The organism is Actinophytocola glycyrrhizae (assembly GCF_042653545.1).
In the GTDB taxonomy this organism is placed as follows: Bacteria; Actinomycetota; Actinomycetes; order Mycobacteriales; family Pseudonocardiaceae; genus Actinophytocola; species Actinophytocola glycyrrhizae.
In genome coordinates, this window is the sequence record NZ_JBHSIS010000006.1 from 685,579 (window position 1) to 704,499 (window position 18,921).

14 protein-coding genes are annotated in these 18,921 nt (G+C 68.4%); 7 read left to right on the top strand and 7 right to left on the bottom strand.

Annotated features, from left to right (window positions below; all coding sequences use genetic code 11):
- Positions 1–756, top strand: a complete 756-nt coding sequence (locus ACFPCV_RS13935; protein ID WP_378056537.1) for an ESX secretion-associated protein EspG — start codon at positions 1–3, stop codon at positions 754–756.
- Here the strand turns inward: ACFPCV_RS13935 and ACFPCV_RS13940 are convergent.
- Positions 753–1,376, bottom strand: coding sequence for a hypothetical protein (locus ACFPCV_RS13940; RefSeq protein ID WP_378056538.1), 624 nt, complete (start codon positions 1,374–1,376; stop codon positions 753–755). The two genes, ACFPCV_RS13935 and ACFPCV_RS13940, sit on opposite strands and share 4 nt — an antisense overlap.
- A gap of 41 nt (positions 1,377–1,417) precedes the next feature.
- Positions 1,418–2,074, bottom strand: coding sequence for a hypothetical protein (locus tag ACFPCV_RS13945; RefSeq protein WP_378056539.1), 657 nt, complete (start codon positions 2,072–2,074; stop codon positions 1,418–1,420).
- On the opposite strand from ACFPCV_RS13945, the gene ACFPCV_RS13950 reads away from it, so the two are divergent.
- A complete protein-coding gene (locus ACFPCV_RS13950; RefSeq protein ID WP_378056540.1) occupies positions 2,061–2,324 on the top strand; it encodes a hypothetical protein in 264 nt (87 codons plus the stop codon). The two genes, ACFPCV_RS13945 and ACFPCV_RS13950, sit on opposite strands and share 14 nt — an antisense overlap.
- A gap of 80 nt (positions 2,325–2,404) precedes the next feature.
- Here ACFPCV_RS13950 and ACFPCV_RS13955 read toward each other — a convergent pair whose 3' ends face one another.
- From ACFPCV_RS13955 to ACFPCV_RS13965, 3 genes are read right to left on the bottom strand one after another with little or no spacing between them, the layout of a single operon-like run.
- Positions 2,405–2,632, bottom strand: a complete 228-nt coding sequence (locus tag ACFPCV_RS13955; protein ID WP_378056541.1) for a hypothetical protein — start codon at positions 2,630–2,632, stop codon at positions 2,405–2,407.
- On the bottom strand, positions 2,629–2,823 hold the full coding sequence (locus ACFPCV_RS13960) for a hypothetical protein (RefSeq protein ID WP_378056542.1): 195 nt from the start codon (positions 2,821–2,823) through the stop codon (positions 2,629–2,631). Before ACFPCV_RS13960 ends, ACFPCV_RS13955 begins: the two co-directional genes overlap by 4 nt.
- Before the next feature lie 4 nt (positions 2,824–2,827).
- Positions 2,828–3,127 carry a hypothetical protein gene (locus ACFPCV_RS13965; RefSeq protein ID WP_378056543.1) on the bottom strand — a complete coding sequence of 100 codons (300 nt, stop codon included), beginning with the start codon at positions 3,125–3,127 and terminating at the stop codon, positions 2,828–2,830.
- Positions 3,128–3,229: 102 nt separating this feature from the next.
- On the opposite strand from ACFPCV_RS13965, the gene ACFPCV_RS13970 reads away from it, so the two are divergent.
- The gene (locus tag ACFPCV_RS13970) at positions 3,230–4,114 is read left to right on the top strand and encodes a helix-turn-helix domain-containing protein (protein ID WP_378056544.1); all 885 of its coding nucleotides are present in this window, start codon (positions 3,230–3,232) and stop codon (positions 4,112–4,114) included.
- 20 nt (positions 4,115–4,134) lie between these two features.
- The gene (locus tag ACFPCV_RS13975; RefSeq protein WP_378056545.1) at positions 4,135–4,332 is read left to right on the top strand and encodes a DUF397 domain-containing protein; all 198 of its coding nucleotides are present in this window, start codon (positions 4,135–4,137) and stop codon (positions 4,330–4,332) included.
- Here ACFPCV_RS13975 and ACFPCV_RS13980 read toward each other — a convergent pair.
- Entirely contained in the window at positions 4,329–7,793 is a 3,465-nt protein-coding gene (locus tag ACFPCV_RS13980; protein WP_378056546.1) for an Eco57I restriction-modification methylase domain-containing protein, read from the bottom strand. The two genes, ACFPCV_RS13975 and ACFPCV_RS13980, sit on opposite strands and share 4 nt — an antisense overlap.
- A 455-nt stretch (positions 7,794–8,248) precedes the next feature.
- Positions 8,249–11,452 carry a DISARM system SNF2-like helicase DrmD gene (gene drmD, locus ACFPCV_RS13985; RefSeq protein ID WP_378056937.1) on the bottom strand — a complete coding sequence of 1,068 codons (3,204 nt, stop codon included), beginning with the start codon at positions 11,450–11,452 and terminating at the stop codon, positions 8,249–8,251.
- A gap of 161 nt (positions 11,453–11,613) precedes the next feature.
- Here drmD and ACFPCV_RS13990 point away from each other — a divergent pair, with 161 nt between their 5' ends.
- From ACFPCV_RS13990 to ACFPCV_RS14000, 3 genes are all read left to right on the top strand, one after another.
- Positions 11,614–13,710 (top strand): UvrD-helicase domain-containing protein, encoded by a 2,097-nt coding sequence (locus ACFPCV_RS13990; RefSeq protein WP_378056547.1) that lies wholly within the window; start codon positions 11,614–11,616, stop codon positions 13,708–13,710.
- A gap of 142 nt (positions 13,711–13,852) precedes the next feature.
- Positions 13,853–17,914, top strand: a complete 4,062-nt coding sequence (locus tag ACFPCV_RS13995; protein ID WP_378056548.1) for an AAA domain-containing protein — start codon at positions 13,853–13,855, stop codon at positions 17,912–17,914.
- Entirely contained in the window at positions 17,914–18,774 is an 861-nt protein-coding gene (locus ACFPCV_RS14000; RefSeq protein WP_378056549.1) for a hypothetical protein, read from the top strand. The genes ACFPCV_RS13995 and ACFPCV_RS14000 overlap by 1 nt, the downstream gene beginning before the upstream one ends.
- The last annotated feature ends 147 nt before the right edge of the window (positions 18,775–18,921 follow it).

Here is an 18,921-nt window from a genome sequence, read left to right on the forward strand (position 1 = left end):
GTGCTACCGGCACCGGCGCAGGTGCCGGCCGCGCTGCTGGCGTGGCTGGTCGCCGACGCCAACCTCGGTGAGCTGCACAAGACACTCGCGCCCGAGCCCCGCTGGTTGCCACCGGCCGCGCACGACGCCATGCGCGGGCAGACCCGGGAGTTGCTGACGGCGCTGGGCTGGCGCGACCGCCGTGGCAACCTCGAACGGGAGGTCGCCGCGTCGCTGGCCGTGCTGTGCCGACCGCGCGTCGAGTACTACGGATGGATCACCCACGACGGCCGCACCGCCGGGGTCCTCGCCGGACGAACCGGCAGGGAGGCACTCCTCGCCGTACGCCAGGCGGATTCGACGGTGTGGTTGAGCCGGATCGGCGCGAACCGGCTCGCCGAACGGCTGGTCGCGCAGACACCCGACGTGCCGGCTGGTTCGGGCACGCCGTTCACCGTGTCGGCGGCCGAGGTCAGGTCCACCCGGCCGGACGGCAGGCGGCGCACCCCGGCGGGGGCGGGAATGCACCGCGCCGGACCCGAGGCGCGGCACGCGCGGCGACTGGCCGCGTTGCCGGTGGGCGGGTTCGGCGAGCTGTCGGTGGCGACCCGCGACGAGTGGGGCCGCCGACGGCGTGCCACGCAACCGTTGCGGTACACCGACACCAGTGAGGGCCGCTTCGCGCTGCTGTTCGGCGCCGGGGACGACCAGGTGCGGGTGGCGCCGGCCGGGAGGGACGACCTCGTCCGGCAGCTGGCCAGGATGGCCCCCAGCTAGGCGAAGTACTTCCCGACGGCCGCGGCCATCACCTTGACCGCCGCCTCGGTGTGTTTCCGGTCCACCGCGACGTGCCGCGCGCCGTGGTCCGTGCCGCGTCCGCCCATCGCTCTCAGCCCGACGTGCAGGTTGCCCTGCGCCTTCAGGTCGCCGTGCGGGGAGAGGTAGATGTCGAAGAAAGCGTTGCTGTTGCTCCGGAACGTCACCGCGGGACGGCCCGCGATCTCGGTCTCCCGGCGGTCGCTGTACACCTCGCCTCGTCCGTAGTCGGCGGGGGCGTCGATCGGGTTGAGGTTCACGTTGATCTCGAGCACGTGGTCCGGCGCGACGAAGAAGCAGTGCGCGGCCCAGGTGACCGGCCGGTAGGTGGTGCCGAACACCGCCTCGACGGCGTCGGTGAACACCGCGCACTGGACGTGCCGGTTGGTCGCGGCCAGGATCTCGTCCGGGTCGCCGGGCACGGCGACCTCCTGGTACGGCTCGCAGTCGTCGTCGCCACCCATGGCGAGGTCGACACAGGCGCCCCGCGCGGCGGCGTCGTTGTCGTCCGGCTCGTAGAGCAGCGGGCGCTGCGGGGCGGCGCCGTCGTCGTCGGGCCGCTGCCCGGCGAGGGTGACCACCCGCGCGACGAGCCGGGCGGCGGTCTCGCAGTCCTGGGCGGTCAGTTCGACGACGGTGGCGGCGAACCCGGTTTCCGGTTGCCGCTTGGTCCGTTGTCCCAGGTGGCCAGACAGTCCTCACCCACCCGCGTCAGCCCGACCGTCCGGTCGGCGATGCGCCGGGTCTCGCGGATGAGTCGTGGCGCCTCGCCGTAGTGGATCCTGAGCCGGGGACCGGTCTCGCCACCGTCCACCAGGGTGGTGTGGCAGCCTGCGAACGGGTCCCGGAGACCCGCCGGTTTGTACCGGTACTTCCCGGCGTCCTGGCCGAGCAGCTCGGCCATGAGGGAGCAGCCGTCCCAGGCGCCGAACGGGCGGCTCGCGGGCGCCATCGCGACGCTGTCCGGGGCACGCAGCTTCGCCACCGCCGCCTCGGCGTGCCTGGGGACGAGCGGGCACACGTCCGCGACCACCGACTCCTGATAGCTGAGCTCGACCGACCGGGCCGCGCTCACCGGGATCACCACCCGGCACATCGACAAGGTGTCGGTGGCGCTGTACTCGTAGGCCTTGGCCCCGCCGATCGTCACGGGCGCCTGGCCGTACCGGGTGAGGAGGTCGGAATGCCCGCCGACCCGGACCGCGACACCGGGCTCGAAAGCCGGGCGGTCGGGGGCGGCGAGGAGCAGGCACGAGTGCGGGCCCGTGGGGATCGTCACCGCGTTCGGCACCCCGTTCGACCTGGCCACCTCGGCACTGGCGAGCAGGCACGGATCGAGGGGTGCGCAGCGCGGCGGTGACGGCCCGCGTGTCCCGGTCCTCGGGCCGCGGTGTCCTCGTCTCGGCGGGAACGATGCCGGTGGGCAGACCGGCACCGACCGATCCCGTGGGTGGATGCTGCCCGGCGGGATCGTCGGGTGTGGTGAGCACGATCGGCACGAACACCGCGGCGGCCACGACCAGGACTAGCCAGTGCCAGTGCCAGTGCCACTGTTTCCGGAACCTGCCGTGTGGCGGTCGCTTCGGCGAACCCATGTCTCCTCCAGTTGTCATCGCGAACCGGCCCGCGGTGGTGGACCCGCCAGGTACACGCAGCGGTCGCACAGGACGGGTTGGACGTGCCGGGGTACTGGTTCGAGCACGACCGCCCGCCCGCACATGGACCAGGCGACCGGTGTCCGGCGGAAGACCATGCGGTCCGCGTCCGGCAGGACGGCGTGCAACCGGCCGGTGAAGTAGCCGGGCGCCCACCGCAGCTCACCGCGCGACGCGGTCATGGCGGGGTGTCGGCCAGGAGCGCCAGGCAGGTCGAGCACCGCGGGAACGTCGCGTCGGGCGGCAGGTCGCCGACCAGCCAGGCGCCGCAGATCGCGAACCCCACGGTGGCGCCGTCGACCAGGTGGGTGTCGGGTTCCCGCACGTGCCCGCGGTCGGGTTCGAGGACCGAGTGCCCCCACGCCACCGGCATGTCGTCACTCCGGCGTCGGCGGCGTGACCCACACCAGCCGTGCGGTGATGTCCGGACCGCAGCCGAGGAGCCGGCAGGCGCGGTCGGGGGAGCTGACGCTCAGCCACGAGCCGCCGCCGTGGCGAACCACGTCGGCGTGATCGTCGAAGGCCATGCCCCACGCGGCGATCCGGCCGTCCTCGCGTTCGCCGAGTTCCTGCACCACGGCGAACAGCCGTGGCGCCTCGTCGGCGACCATCTCGGCGACGAGTTCGGTGAACTCGTCGCCGCCGCACAACGCGGCCCGTTTCGGGTCCTCAGTCATGGCACATCCCGTGCTCGATCGGTCACCTTACGTGAGCTACAGTGAGCGTCGTCGGAACGGTTGAAAAGTGGGATTCCCATTTTTCACTCGAAAGGGGTAATCGTGCCTGAGGAGAACGAGTGGGTGGTCACCGCGACCGTCCGGCGCTGGCAGCTCACCGAAACGCTGCGTCAGCTGCGCGAACAGCGTGGCTGGACGCTGGAGCAGACCGTGGAACAGCTGCGCGCGATCGGCGGCAAGTGGTCGACGTCGAAGGTCAGCCGGATCGAGAAGCGCGAGCACGGCGTGAAGTCCTACGACGTGGAGCGCCTGCTCGACGTCTACGGGGTGACCGACGAGAACACCCGCGAGTGGGTGCTGGGCCTCTCGGAACGGGCCGGTGAGCGCGGCTACTGGATCCCGATCCGCAAGGACCTGCCGGAGGACTTCCACGAACTACTCAATGTGGAAGCTGCACTGCTCGCGGTCCGCCAGTTGGAGACCATCGTGGTGCCAGGGCTATTGCAGACACCGGACTACACGCGGGCGCTGGTGACCGGCGCGAACCCAGGGTTGGGCTTCGAGGTGGCCGAACGGCGGGTGCTCGCCCGCATGGCCCGCCAGCGAGTCCTGAACCGGCCGGACCCGCTGCGCTATCACGTGATCCTCGACGAGACGATCCTGACCAGACCGGTCGGAACGCCGTCGGTGCTGCGTGGCCAGCTCGCCCGGCTGGTTGACGCAGCCGAATCCGAACACATCACCGTGCAGGTTCTGCCGCGTTCAGCGGGCGTGACTCCGGCCGTGGACGGCTCGTTCTCGATTCTCACCCTGCCGGACCCGATCCCCGATGTCGGCTACGCGGAGGGGCAGGGTGGCGCGATGTACATCGAGGATCGCGGTCACGTGCGTGAGCTGCTGCAACGGTGGGGCATTCTCACCGGGCGCGCGCTGTCGCCTGCCAAGTCGCTGGACGCGATCAGGGCCGCCGGGGAGACTGTTGGGTAAGCCGACAGGAAGGAAATTCCGTGACGAACCAGCTCGGCCTGACGTGGCGCAGAAGCAGCTTCTCTGGGAGCGGCGGCACCGGAGGCGGCAACTGTGTAGAGGCAGCATTGCTGCCCGCCGACCGGTTCGCCTTACGCGACAGCAAGAACCCGGTCCCCGCCATGCTGGAACTTCCACGGACCGGCCTGGCCGCGCTGCTGCGCCACGTCTCCGGCTAGAACAGCATCCCCTCCTCGGCCGGGTCGGCGGCCACCTTGGCGCTCGCGCGCTTGGTGGCCCGCCGCCCGCCCTTGACCTCCTGGTCGTACCGCTCGAAGTTCAGCTCCAGCAACCGGTCCAGAATCTCCACCTGCACAACGGGATCGATGGTGAACCGCCGCCCCTGCCGCGTGTCGTGGAACCCGTGCCGCAGGTCGAGATCGGTCCACCCGTACGCCTCGGCCACCGCCTCGTCGACCTCGACGTGAATCTCCCGCAACCGCACGATGTCCGGTTCGGCGACGGCTTCGTCGTGCACCCGGTTGTAGAGCTTGGTCAACCCCAACTCCCGCCCCAGCATCACCGACCGCCGAAACTCGTGCAGCTGGACCCCGACCCGATCCATCCGCGCGGTCAACTCCGGCTGAGCAAACGTCTCAAACCCATCCGAAGGCGTGTACCGAGGATCGGTCCGCATAGTGGACTCCCCCTTGATCGTCCACCACGCGAAGTGCACGTTGCTGGATAGTAATGTACACATCGCGTCCCGATCAGTCGCGAACACGATTGTCGCATCGGTAAACACCTGCCCTGTTGGCACCCATGCAGGCAACCCTGTACGCCCGTGACGTGTAATTACCAACACTCGCTCCAGGCCAGCGATCGCGCGGAGCATCTCCGCGCGAATTCTCCAGTACTGCCACCACCTATCCATAAGGCCGACATACGTCTTCGGATCCTTCCGAGCAAGGACAGGCTTAGCTTTTTCCTCGATTATTCGCAGCACATCCGAGTATCCAATTACACGATCCCATGGCCAGTCGTGGAAATTCACGACCCATCTTGCCGCCGAGCAGTCCGGTCGGGAGTTTAGATCAACACCATTAATAAGTGGATACAACACATCCCGATTTCGCCTGTCACGACCGATCAGTTCACGAGCAACCTCCGGATCCAATGCGAAGCTGTCAATCGCAAGCACATACGAGCCGATAAAAGCTTGACCGGTGTTGGCATCAAGGCGATGCGGGTTGCCAGAGACACGTGACTTCGGGGCGAGAGATGGGGTGATTCCCTTTACCACGTTGCCGTCCAGATAGAAAGTCTCGCCCTCATCTGTGTTGCCTACCCAAACCAACGACACCTCAAGAGACGCGGAACCAGGCCAAGGTTGCGACTTCTCCGCCCGGTAGATATCCCAGCCGTGCTCCACTACTTGGTCAAGGCCAACCTCGCGGGTGTCATTCTGCGCGATGGTGTTCGTAGCGATAATGCCGACCCGACCACCCCGCATGATGTCCAGGTCCCGCAGCAAGAAATACGAGCATAGGTCCGCTCGCCCGCCACCGCGCGCACCACGGTTAACAAACCGTTGGAGGTAGTGCAACACGTCCCTGCCGATTCGCCCACTGATCATCGTGCCGCCAATAAAAGGCGGGTTTCCGACCACGGCTACGAAGCCGCCGTTCGCCATGACCTCTGGGAACTCCAGTGGCCAGTGGAACGGCTTCACCGCCTGCGACCGGTTACCGGTCAGCCAATCCTCCAGCTTCGACCGGAAGGTCAGTTCGACGCTTGGTGACGCCGAGCCCTTAACCACCTCGACAGCGGTCTCGACCATCCCCACCAGACGATCGACGTACCGTGTCTCATTCTCGCCCGCTGTGCTCAACGCGGCGGCGACTACTCCGTCCGCCACCAGTTGAGCATTCCGGGTTGCCACCTCGGACCGGGCCAACAACGCGGCCTTGGCGTCTACGTCCTCTTTTGCGTTGACCGGTCGACGCTCGATCTCCTGGCGCAGCTTGGTCGCCTCGGTCAGGGCCGCCGCGATCGCCCTGTCCATCGAACCGGTGAACCGCTCAACCACCTTCTGCCTGCCGAGCGTGGGGTCCAGGCAGTACGCCTCGATCTGCTCCGCCGTGCGCACGCCGATCAGCGAGTCGCCGCAGCGCAGTGCGTGGTCCAGGAAGCCGAATGGTTTGTCGCGGGCCAGGGTCAGCAGCCACATCGACAGTTTCGCCAGTTCCACCGCCATGTCGTCGCGGTCCACGCCGTAGATGCACTTCGCCGCCACCAGGCGCAGCGCGGCGATCCGCACCTCTTCGGCCGTGCCGGTCACGTCGTCGGGCTGGCCGTCCCGTTGCCACGCCTCCACCAGCCGTTCCGCCAGGTACTCGCATGCGGCCACCAGGAACGCGCCGGAACCCATCGTCGGGTCGCACACTTTCAGCGCCAGCAGTTCCTCCGCGTTGCGGAGCCGATGCACGCCCTCCGTCTCCCGCACGAAGCACAGCGGCGCGAGCGTGTGCTCTACGACCTCCTTCGCGAGATCGCGCGGCGTGTAGTGCGTGCCGGTCGCGCGCCGATCACCGACCTGCGTGAACAGCACCGACCTCGCGGGGAACACCGTCGGCAGGCCGCGCAGGTCCGTGCGCAGCAGGCCCCAGAACGGCAACACCCGTTCCGCAAGTTCCGCGTCGTTGTCGCACGCCGCGTGCAGGTCGGCAGCCTGCTTCGCGGTGGGTTTGGCGGCGAGTGCCTTCTCGACCTGCTTCGCCGTCAGGCCACAGTTCTTCATCAGCCAAGCAGGCAGTGCGTCCCCCTGGGCCTCGACCTCGGCCAGCGGCACCTCCGGTTCGAGCTTCCCGCTCAACCCGAGGTGCGGCGCCGACACCCGCAGGCACGAGAACTCCAGCAGACCCTCGTAGACGTGGCCGATCTGCTCGACGCTCAGCCCGTCGTAGCTCAACCGTTCCGCGGCCTTGCCCCGGTGCCGCAGCATCAGCAACGCGTCCAGCACCTCGTGCACGACCCGGTCGGTCACCGCCACCCTGCCCAGCCACCGGTACCCGGCCGGGTCGAACAGCGAACCGCCGTGCGCCGGGATGCGCAGGTCCGGGTGCTCGCAGCCGCCGTGCACCGCCGCGAACGTCGCCAGCAGCCGGGGCCACGCCGCGCTGCGCCGGTCGCCGACCTCCTCACCATGGCGGTCCCGTGCCTCCGACAGCTGCTGGTAGAGCGTGGTGACCGCGTACCCGTCCGCGTAGGTCGGGTCGTTGATCGGCAGCAGCTTCTTCTGTTCGGCGTAGAGCAGGAACACCAGGCGCATCAACGTGGTCAGCGCACCCCGGTACAGGTCCCGCTCGCTCACCCCGTCGAGCAGCGTCCCACCGGACTCGCGGTCGAGCCGAGCCACCTCGCTGACGAACAACTCGACGGCCTGACGCACCTGCCCGCCGAGCGTCGACGTGATCACCGCCTGCGCGTCCGCGGTGCGGGCGAACAACGCGGCCAGGCTCTCGGTCGGTGAGCCGTCGGTGTGTTTCGGTGCGGGCAGCACCCGGGTCTGCCCGAGCAGTGTGGCGAACGCGCGCAGCAGGATCGGTTCCTCCTGCCACAGGTCCGCGTCGAACCGGGCGACGCTCGTCGGCCCGTTCCGGACGGCGTGCACCAGCAGCCAGAACCGGCCGTCGGTCACCAGCGCGACCGGGACGTTGCTGTCCCGGCAGACCCGCGACGCGTCGTCCGCCAGTTCGTCCAGGCCGGTCGTGCCCGGTGGGCGGCGGTACACGTGCAGGCGCGGCGCCGGTCCACTCGTACTCGGGCCGACCGCGACCTGGTCCGGGCGCACCGGGCCGTCGATGAGCACATCGGTCTGTACCGCGTCGCGCAGCACCGCGGGCGAGTAGCGCAGCAGCTCGTTCAGCACGAAGTCCTGCCACAACACGGCCAGCGTGGCCGGGTCGGCGTCGAACTCCGACCACGCCTGACGGGTCCGTGCCCGCAGTTCCGCTGGCAACGTGTCCAGACCGGTCGGCAACGCCTCGGTCAGCACCGGCAACGACAGGAACGGACCAGTCGACGCCAGCAGCGCGAGCCATTCGGCGTGCTGCTCGGCGACACTCGGCGCCTTCGGTCGGCGACTCACCTGGCTCATCGGGCACTCCCCTGCGCACGTTCCCGCTCGGCCTGACGGGCGATCGCGGCGGGCACCAGCAACGTCACGGCCACCGGGAACCACCTGGTCGTCGGATCGGCGTAACGGCGGCGCAGCGCCGCCTCCTCCTGCTCGCGTTGACGCGGCAGCTCATCACGTCTGCGCCGCAGCGCCTCGTGGTCGGAGTTCAGCTGCCTGCGTTCGAGCAGTTCGTCGGTGTCGAACAGGCTGGCCTGCTGCCACAGGTCCTTGTCGTCCAGCGTTGCCGTGATGGCGGTGGTCAGCTCGTCCAGCACCGCGCCGATGGCCGTGACCTCCTCTTCACACCGGTCCCGCAGCAGCACCTGCATGGACCGCAACCGCTGGTTCGCCCGCGTGTTCAACGACCTCGCCAGCGGCTCGGCAAGCGCGGGCCACAAGGTGTTCAACCTGTCGCGCATGGCGTCGGCCGACTCCTCCGATGCCGCCGCGAGCAGCGCGTTCACCTCGTCCACCGACCGGATCAGGTCGAACTTGCCGCCCTCGATCCGGCCGCCCGCCGACACGATCTCCTCGTGCAGCCGGGCGCCGTCCGCGCCGGTCACCACGACCCGGCCGTGGGCGATCACCGCGGGCACCCGCAGTTCGTCACCGTGCACGACCCGCGCGGTGATGCGGTGCAGCTTCGCCGTGGCCGCGGCGTCGGGCCGCGACTGCGCCCACAGTTCGGCCCGCAGCAGCCCCATGCACATCTGCACGAGCCGGTGACCGAGGTGCAACAGGACCACGTCGGTCCGGTCGCCCACCGCGTCGTGGTCGAAGCTGACCGGCCGCTCGGCACCGGTCACCGGGTGGTGCAGGCCGTCGTTGCGGGCCACTGCCCACGCACCCGGCAGCTGCGGCAGGCGGAACACCTCACCGGCGAACCCCGGTGGCGCGGTGGCCGGACGCAGATCCTGCCGGTGGGCAAGGCGAAGCGCGGTCCTGACGACCCGCTCCACCGTCTCCGGCCGCAGGTTCAGCCTGGTACGGCTGCCTTTCAGCGTCTCGACCGCCTTCTCCAGCTCGCGGGCGAGGTCCCGGTCGAACCGCAATTGCGCCTTCTTGGCGCGGCTCTCGATCTGCACCTCCGCCGCGTGCCAGTCGGTGCGCTCGCCGACCATCTTCTGTTCGATCTGTGCCGCGATCACCTCACCCGCGCTGCCAAGGTCCTCCCTGATCCGGTGCACCTTCTTCACCGCGACCTGGAGGAACGCGAGCTCGTCCTCCAGGCTCCCCTCGGCGAAGTCGGTGTTCTCCCACCCGGCCGGGACGAAGTGGTGCACCAGAACCTCGGGCGCGGGCTGTCCGTGCCGGTCCACGCGACCGTTGCGCTGCTCCAGACGGTTCGGGTTCCACGGGATCTCCCAGTGCAACACCCGGTGGCAGTGCCGTTGGAGGTTGATGCCCTCGCTCGCCGCGTCGGTGGCGAGGAGGATCCGCATCGGGTCCAGGTCGAGCGACTCGGTGAACACGCTCTTGATGTGCTCGCGCTCGTCGCGGTCCTGGCCGCCGTACAGCAGCGCGATCCGCTCCGGTTTGTAGCCTGCGGCCAGCAGGCGCTCGTGCAGCCACCGCTGGGTGTCGCGGTACTCGGTGAAGACGATGATCCGTTCACCCTCGCCGCCCGGCGGCACGATCGGCTCGAGGTGCGCCAGGAGCGCGCCGACCTTGCTGTCGGCGCGGTCCTGTGCGGACCTGGCCCAGTCCCGCAACCGCTCCAGCGTTCGCCGCTCGTCGGTGGACAACGGGGGCGCGCCGCGCCGGGCCACCGCGAACGCGTCGGCCTCGGCCTCCCGGTAGCGCGTGCCGTCCGCGTCGTCGTCATCGCTCGCGTCGGTGACCCGTTCGATCAGCACCGGAAGGCTCGGCGCTGCCGTGGGAGCGGTCGCGTCGTCCCGTTTCGACATCGTGGCCAGGTGCACGTCGACGGTCTCGGCGAACGCTTTCGGTGAGGAGAACAGGCGCCGCTTCAGCAACGTCGTCACGAAGTCCGCGGCGACCCGCTCGCCCTGGCCCGCGGCGGCGCCGCGACGGCTCTCGGCGTAGCCGCGGAGCAACTCGTGTGCCTCGCGTTCGGCGTCCGTGTGCGACACGGGCACGACGTCCAACGTGCGAGTGCCGAAATAGGGGGTGCCGTCCCACCGCGGTGGCAGCTCGCTCTTGAGGCGACGCACCATCGCGCGCTTCAACTGCTCGTCGGTCGGCTTGACACCCCGCGCGAACCGCTGGTCGTCCAGCAGCTCCAGCAGCGCGGTGAACGACTCCAGGTAGCCGTTGTGCGGGGTGGCTGACAAGAACAGCCGGTGCTCGCAGTGCGGGGCAAGCGTGCGGATCGCCTTCGTCCGCTGCGAGTCCACCGCGTATTTGCCGCGGCCGGACGGCGCGCAGGTGTGGACCTCGTCCACCACCAGCAGGTCGAACTCGCGGGGATAGCGCGGGGCCGCGGGCAGCACCTCGCGAAGCAGCCGCAGCGGCCGGTCCCGCTTGAGCCAGTCGATGCTGACGATGAGCCGCGGGTAGTGCGTCCACGGGTTGGTGTGCGGACCCCGGCTGCGGCGCAGGTTGCCCAGCAGCTCACGGTCCACGATGCGGAAGTCCAGGCCGAACTTGTCGCGCATCTCGTCGCGCCACTGGAGAGTGAGACCGGCCGGGCAGACGATCAGCATGGTCCGGGCACGGTGACGCAGCGCCAGCTCCTGCATGACGAGACCGGCCTCGATCGTCTTGCCCATGCCGACGTCGTCGGCGATCAGGAGGTTCGTGCGCGGCATCGACAGCGCCCGGACCACGGGGTCCAGCTGGTAGTCCTCGATCTGCACACCCGACCGGAACGGCGCCTGCAACGCCGTGGTGTCCGCCGACGCGATGGCGCCCCAGCGGACGGCGTCGAGGAAGGCGTCCAGCTCGGCCGGGTCGTCGAGTCCGTGCTCCGGTCCTGGCAACGTGGTCGACTCGTGCACGACCGCGCCGATCTCCAGTTCCCAGACGACACGGAGCTCCTCGTCGCGGGCGTCGTCCTCGACACTCACCAGCCGCACCAGGTGGGTGGGTCGCGCGGTGAGCGTCGAGGTGTCGCTGCTCGCCACCTCGCTGCGGACCACGTCCGTGGCGATCCACGGCCGGTTCCGCACGGTGACGAGCTGCCCCGGCGCGGGCACCACGTCCTGCTCGTCCAACACGCCTGTCAAGACCTCACCCTTCGTCACCGGAACAACCGACCTTCATACAGATGGAGCACATGTAACACGTCGCCCGTTCTCAGCTATCTGAATACCATGTGTAACCGCGCCGGTGCCGTTGTGCCACCGAGCGGCACCCTCTGGGGGAGGAAACGATCACCATGCCACGGCTGTACATCGACAAAGAGTTCCTCCCGGGTTACGCCAAACTCGAAAAAACCGTGCAACGGGCCGTGGACAAGGCGCTCGACATGTTCGGGCAGCACACGCACGCGGGCCTGCACCTGGAGAAACTCCGCAACCCGAAGGACCAGCGCATCCGGACCATCCGGATCACCGATTTCTGGCGCGGCGTGGTGCTGGCGCCGGAGCAGGGCGACGAGTACCTGCTGCTGACCGTCCTCCCCCATGACAAGGCCAACGCGTTCGCGACGAGTAAGAAGTTCACCGTCAACCAGGTGCTGGGTGTCCTGGAGGTGCGGGACCAGACCGCGCTGGAAGGCTTCGAACCCGCCCTCGCCCAGGTCGCCGGGGCGACGGCGGACCGGTTGTTCGACCGTGTCAACGACAGCGACCTGACCCGCCTCGGCGTCGACAAGGAACTGCTGCCCATCGTCCGGCTCCTCACCTCGGAGGACCACCTGCTCGCGCTCAGCGCCTTGCTGCCTGAGCCCCAGTACAACGCACTGGTCGCGCTGGCCAGCGGCATGAGCGCCGAGGAGGCGTGGCAGGAGCTCAGCGCCTACCTCGTCGACGCCGAACCGCCGGAGACGATCGACCAGGACGACCTGGCCGCCGCGATCGAACGCACCCCCGACCGGTACGTCAGCGTGTCCGGGCCCGAGGAACTGGCCGACATCCTCGCGCACCCGTTCGCGGTGTGGCGGGTGTTCCTGCACCCACGCCAGCGGCGGGTGGCCTACCGGCCGTCGCACCGCGGCCCGGTACTGGTGAGCGGCGGCGCGGGCACCGGGAAGACGGTGACCGTCCTGCACCGGGCGGTGTTCCTCGCGAAGCGGCTGCCTCCTGGCGACGGCAAGGACATCCTCGTCACCACCTTCACCCGTGGTCTCGCCGAGTCGCTGGCCGAGCAGCTGCGGCTGCTGGTCGACGACGAGGCAGTGCTGGCCCGCATCGACGTGCTCAACGTCGACCGGTTCGCGAACCAGGTCGTCAGCGCGGCGGAAGGCGGCCACCCCGACATCGTCGACCAGCCCACGTACACCCGGCTCTGGCAGGCGGCCAGCCGAGCGACCGGCGGTGCCCTGTCCGCGAGTTTCCTGCAGAGCGAGTGGGAGCAGGTGATCCTCGCGCAGGCGCTGCCGGACCGGGACGCCTACCTGGGCTGCGACCGTCCTGGACGGGGCAGGCCGGTGCGGACGCACAGCCCGACGAGGCAGCAGGCGTGGTCCGCCATCGCGGGTGTGCTCGACGAACTGCGCCGGTTCGGGCAGCGCACCCACTGGCAGGTGGCCGAGCAGGCCGCCGAGCTGCTCGCCAAGCGGTCGGCGCCGCCCTATCGGCACGTGCTGGTCGACGAGGGACAGGACCTGCACCCGACCCAGTGGCGGCTGCTGCGTCGCGCGGTGGCGCGCGGCGCGGACGACATGTTCATCGTCAGCGACCCCAACCAGCGGATCTACGCCAACCAGGTGTCGCTGGCTCGGCTCGGCATCGAGGTGCGGGGCCGGAGTAACAGGCTCACCGTCAGCTACCGGACGACGCACGAGATCCTGTCGTGGTCGGTGCGCATGCTGGCCGGCCTGCCGGCACAGGGACTCGACGACGCCGAGGACACGCTGGCGGGTTACCACTCGCCGATGCACGGCCGCAGGCCCGTGGTGCAGCCCTTCCCGGACCGGTATGCCGAGCAGGAAGGCATCGTCACCAAGGTGCGCGAGTGGCTCGACGCCGGAGTCGAACCCCACGCCGTCGGCATCGCTGTACGCACCACCGCCAAGGTCAAGGAAATCCGTGCGGCCTTGCGCGATGCGGGCATCCCGAACACAGCGCCGTCAGGTGTCCGGGTCAACACGATGCACAAGATGAAGGGCTTGGAGTACCGGTGCGTCCTGGTCGCCGGTGTCGACGCCGGCACCGTCCCGGCCAGCGCCGCGCTCACCCCGCGGGACGAGGACCCGGTCGCGCACGGCCAGGACCTGCACCGTGAGCGCTGTCTGCTGTTCGTCGCCTGCACCCGGGCGCGGGATGCCCTGCACCTGACGCATGCCGGTCCGCCCAGCCCGTTCCTCACGTGAGGATCCAACACCGGAGATCGCGGATCATCCTTTCGGGCTAATAACTGGATCTTGATCTTCTGTCATACTGACCTGTTCGCCATCGCTTTGATTTATGATCTGAGGGGGATCCGACGTGACGCACGGCGCCCACACCGACCGCTTGGAGATCATTCGGAACAAAGCGAACCAATGGGCGAAGGCACTGATAGATCTTGATTACCGGAACACGCTCCTCAACTTCCAGCTCACGAGATCCAGCCTCGATCTGACCGGCAGCGATCCCGCCGCGCTTGGCCGCCTGCTCAACGGAAACCGGACGAACCTTCGCGCGCTCTTCGACACGGAGGACAAACGTCGCGACGCGTGCCTTCGCATTCGGGACGTCAGGCGGAAGGCGACGGCGTTCCGCGAGGAGCAGGGCATAGACGTCGGCAAGATCGCCTGCGGTCTCATCCGCACCGATCCGGCCAAAAGCGCTGGGCGGCCGACGTTGCGCTTGCGCGCCCCGCTGCTTCTCAGGCCGGTCGAGATACACGCGAAGACCGCGGCCGAGAACGATTTCACGATCGAGTCGGACAGAGACGTCGAGATCAACCTGGTTCTCCTGCACGCGCTCCAGCGCGAGTACGGCCTGGACTTCCCGATCGACGAACTCGCGGCGAAGATCAACAACTTTCTCGCGGAACTCGTGGACGTCGAGGAACAGACCAGGCGGGCATTCGAGGAACTGTCCGCACTGGGTGCGCGGCATGGCGTGGTACTCGACTTCGAACCCGCCGTGCTCATGGGCGTCTTCAACTACCAGAAGCTGCCGATGGTGCAGGACCTGGAATCGGCCCTCGATCTGATCGCGGCCCACGACCTGATCGCGGCTCTGGCTGGTGACGAGAGCGCGGCCGACCGTCTGCTGACGGCCCCCGGCATCGCGCCGGTCGAGATCGACAAGATCGACCCCGACGAGGAGCACCTCGTCCACGACGCGAACTCATCCCAGCACGCTGCGATCAACGCGGCCCTCGCCGGCCGGCACCTGGTGGTGGAAGGCCCGCCCGGTACCGGCAAGAGCCAGACCATCGCCAACATCATCGCGGGTGCGGCGGCACGAGGTATGCGGGTGCTGTTCGTCGCCGAGAAAAGGGCGGCCATCGAGGCCGTCACCGGTCGTCTCACCGAGGTCAACCTCGCCGAACTCGTACTCGACCTGCACGTCACCGCCGGCAGCACCAAGAAGCACGTCGCGAACCAGCTGTCGGCAAGCCTCGCACGGGTCAACCAGGAACGACCGGTCGACATCGCACAACTGCACCACCAGTTCGCGGATCGACGGGAGCGGCTCCGCCGTTATGCCGCGGAGCTGCACAGGATCCGGGAACCGTGGGGGCTGAGCGCCTTCGACGTGTGGACGGAGTTGTTGGGGACCTCCGACGTGCCGGAGACACGGTGCCGTTTCCGGGGTGCCGTCCTCAACGGACTGGACGCGCGCACCGCCGCGCAGGTCGGGGAGCTCCTCGCCGACTTCGTGGCCCAGGAAGGTCTCCGAGTGCTCCGCGAGGAGTCACCATGGGCACACGCGGACGTCCGCGACACTGCCGACATCCAGCGAGTTCTGCTCGAACTGGACAATCTGGCCGGCGAAACGCTCCACTCCAGCACAAACCAGATGCACCGGCTCGTCGGGCAGGTCGGCCTTCCCGTACCACGGGAGATCGCCGGGTGGCAGGAGGTGCTCGCGCTGCTGGACGAGGTCGCGACGACCGTCGCGGCCTTCGGCCCGGACGTCTTCGGCGGGCACCTCGACGCCATGTGGTTCTCGACGGCGAGCATCAGCGTCCGCCGCGCACACCCGCTGCCGCTGACCAGGCGCGACCGGCGTGCGCTGGTGCGCCAGGTGCGGGCCATGTCCAGGACCGGACTGCGCAAGAAGGCCGATCTGCACCGCGCACTCACCGACGTCCGACGGCAGCGTGATCACTGGCAGCACCTCGCCGGCCCGCACTCCCGCCCCGCGGCAGTAGTTGGCCTGGCGGACATGATGGCCACCTACGAGCGACTCCGTCGTCAGCTCGCGTCCGTGGCCCTTTCCGCGAGGATGAACCCGCTGGAGTCCAAACCGGCCGCCGAGGTCCAGCGGACACTCGACGACCTCCGGGCCGACCGGGACATCCTGTTCCGCCTGCCGCGGATCAACCAGTTGCGGCAGTGGTTCGCACAGCTGGGCCTTGGCGACCTGCTCACCGAACTCGCCACCGACAACGTCACGGGCGACCAGGCGTCGTCAATCTTCCGGCGCGCATGGCTGCACAGTCTGGACGACCAGTTCAAGCTGATCAGCGCAGAGCTGCGCGAGTTCACACCCGACCAGCACAACCGGTTCGTCGCCGAGTTCCAGGATCTGGACCGTCGCCACCGTGAGCACTCGGCAGCGCGAGTGCGGCGCAAGGTGGCGATCGGTGCCAGGCAGGCGCGGGATGACCACCCGCGAGAGGCGGAGCTCCTGCGGAAGGAAGCGGCCAAGAAGACACGGCATCTGCCGCTTCGCAAGCTTGTCGAACGCGCACCTCACGTGCTGCTCGCGCTACGCCCGTGCTGGGCGATGTCCCCTCTCGTGGTGAGCCAGACCCTGCCCGCGCAGCGCCTCTTCGACTTGGTGATCTTCGACGAGGCGAGCCAGATCAAACCCCACGACGCGATCACGTCCATCATGCGGGGAAGCCGGCTCGTCGTCGCCGGGGACGAGAAGCAGCTTCCCCCGTCGAGTTTCTTCGACCGGAGCCTCGCGGAGACCGATGACGACGAGGACGCCGACCTCAGCGACTACGAGTCGATCCTCACGTCACTGCGACCAGTGGTGCCGCAGTCACAACACCACAGGTTGCTCTGGCACTACCGGAGCCAGGACGAACGACTGATCGCGTTCTCCAACAACGAGTTGTACGGCGGCGACCTCGTCACCTTCCCGGGCGCTGAGCAAGAGAGCCCGATCAGGCTGGAGGTCGTCGAGGGCACCGTGTCCCCGGGGCAGGGTGGCCTGCCGGTCGAGGAGGTGCAGCGCGTCGTCGACCTGGTCATCGAACACGCCGAGCAACGCCCGGAGGAAAGCCTTGGCGTGATCACGCTGGGAGTGAAACACCAGGCGAGGGTGGAGAAGGCACTCCGGGAAGCACTCAGCGAGCGGCGCGATCTGGACGAGTTCTTCGCCGACGACGCCGGGCCCACGCACCGGTTCTTCGTGAAGAACATCGAGACGGTGCAGGGTGACGAACGAGACGCCATCATCCTGAGCGTCGGTGTGGCCCGCAACGCCAAGGGGTCCGTGCCGCTGACCGCGTTCGGCACGCTCAACCGGGAAGGCACCGAACGCCGGGTGAACGTCGCCGTGACGCGGGCCCGGTGTCGGATGACGATCGTGTCGTCGTTCCCGCCGAGCGCCGTCGCACCGGTGAGCAAGGTCAACGGAACCGAGGTGCTGCGGCGTTACCTCGAAGCCGCGGCAGCAGGCGGAGATCCGGCGAACGTGGGGCGCGCCACGGGCTACGCGTCCAACGGGTTCGAAAGCGACATCACCGCACGCCTGGCGGCACGCGGACTTGACGTGTACCCGCAGTGGGGTGTCGCCGGGTACCGCATCGACCTCGCGCTGGCGCACCCCACCAAGCACGGGCAGATGGTTCTGGCGGTCGAAGCCGACGGCGACACCTACCACCGCGCGGCATCGGTGCGCGATCGTGACCGTCTACGGCAGGAGCAGCTCGAACGACTCGGCTGGAGGTTCCACCGAGTGTGGGCGTCCGCGTGGTTCGCCAACCCCGAGAAAGAGGCGGACGCGATCGCCGAGTCGTGGCGTTCGGCCGTGACCGCCCACGACGACGACCGGCAGGCGAACGCCACCCGCTCCGCGAGAAGAGTCGGATTGCGCACTCCCGGGCAGGAGGACAACGGTGCGGAACCGACAGCGGCCCCGGCCGAACCAGAGCAGCGTGTCAGCGACCGAGGCCCGCGGCCTGCGGTTCCCCGCGGCCTGCCGATCGACGACTACAGCGACGAGCAACTCATCGGCATCTGCTGGTGGTTGATCTGCGACGGTTTGCAGTTGGACCGCTATGAGCGCGTCACACAGGCCATGGAGGAGCTGGGATTCAAGCGACGCGGTAGAAGGATCCTCGAACGACTGGAAAGCGCCATCGAAATCGCTCAACACCACGCCGACCGCACGGAGAGCTGATGTTCCCTCTTGACCCGCGAACCGTCCAACGGCTTGCAGAAGTCATCGTCGACATGGAAGGCCCCTATGAACGCAAGGGCTGGGAACTTGAACGGCTGCTCCGCCACGCGGGCTGGCAGGACGTGGCGCCCTATGACGGCTCACCTCGAATCCAGTGGCTCGTCGAACAGATGGTGGATCGAGGCAGTGACCAAGCAGCCACCGAACGCCTTCTATGTCGGGTTTGTGACGCCGTCGAGTACGACGACGGGATCGCCAGCGCTGAGGTATTCCGTCAATCGATCAACGACAAGCTTCACCCCGAGCAGCTCGTGATCACGTTCGTGGGCGGTCGTCCGGTTCTCGGCGAACTCGACTCGACCGGTTCGAACCCCGTGTTCTCCGAACCACCGGAGTTCGAGCAGCGACTCCGCACCCTCGTCCGAGAAAGGTCAACAGCCGAAGCGCTCGTCAGGCGAGCGGCCGAAACGAGGATCGCCGAACAGGGCGGCGCCCACACGCTCGCGATCATCGGGATCGGCAGCGTAGTCGAAGGCCTGCTCCTGGCCTTTCTGCTGGAGAACGACAGTCAGCTGAAGCAGAAAGGTTTTGTCGACAAACAAGGCAGATCCGTGAGGCCCGAGCGAGCCGGGATGGAACTACTCATCGACACAGCGCACCGGTCCGGGTGGATCCAGCTGGACGCAAAGAACTTCATGCACACGGTCCGAGACTTCCGGAACTTCGTCCATCCGCGAAAGGTCTGGGACGAGCAACCGGAGTTCGACGAGGACAGCATCCGACTCTGCTGGGCACCGGTACATGCACTCCTGAACGACCTCGAGCAGCGTATTGCCGAAACCAGCGCGGTCGCGACTTGACATTCATCGCATGACCGGCGAGGAGCTCACCGACCGACAGCTCGCGCGATGCAGCAGCTCGCACCGGCCGGTGGCCGGTTCCGCCGGTCTGCGTCCTGCGGCGGCGAGCAGTGCGGCGTGGTCGCACACGCCACCACGTGTTCTTTC

What these genes read in the sequence shown, in the direction of transcription:
- ACFPCV_RS13955 (WP_378056541.1), bottom strand. Translation starts at nt 2,632, where the DNA reads ATGACCGCGTCGCGCGGTGAGCTGCGGTGGGCGCCCGGCTACTTCACC.
- ACFPCV_RS13960 (WP_378056542.1), bottom strand. Translation starts at nt 2,823, where the DNA reads ATGCCGGTGGCGTGGGGGCACTCGGTCCTCGAACCCGACCGCGGGCAC.
- ACFPCV_RS13965 (WP_378056543.1), bottom strand. Translation starts at nt 3,127, where the DNA reads ATGACTGAGGACCCGAAACGGGCCGCGTTGTGCGGCGGCGACGAGTTC.
- ACFPCV_RS13990 (WP_378056547.1), top strand. Translation starts at nt 11,614, where the DNA reads ATGCCACGGCTGTACATCGACAAAGAGTTCCTCCCGGGTTACGCCAAA.
- ACFPCV_RS14000 (WP_378056549.1), top strand. Translation starts at nt 17,914, where the DNA reads ATGTTCCCTCTTGACCCGCGAACCGTCCAACGGCTTGCAGAAGTCATC.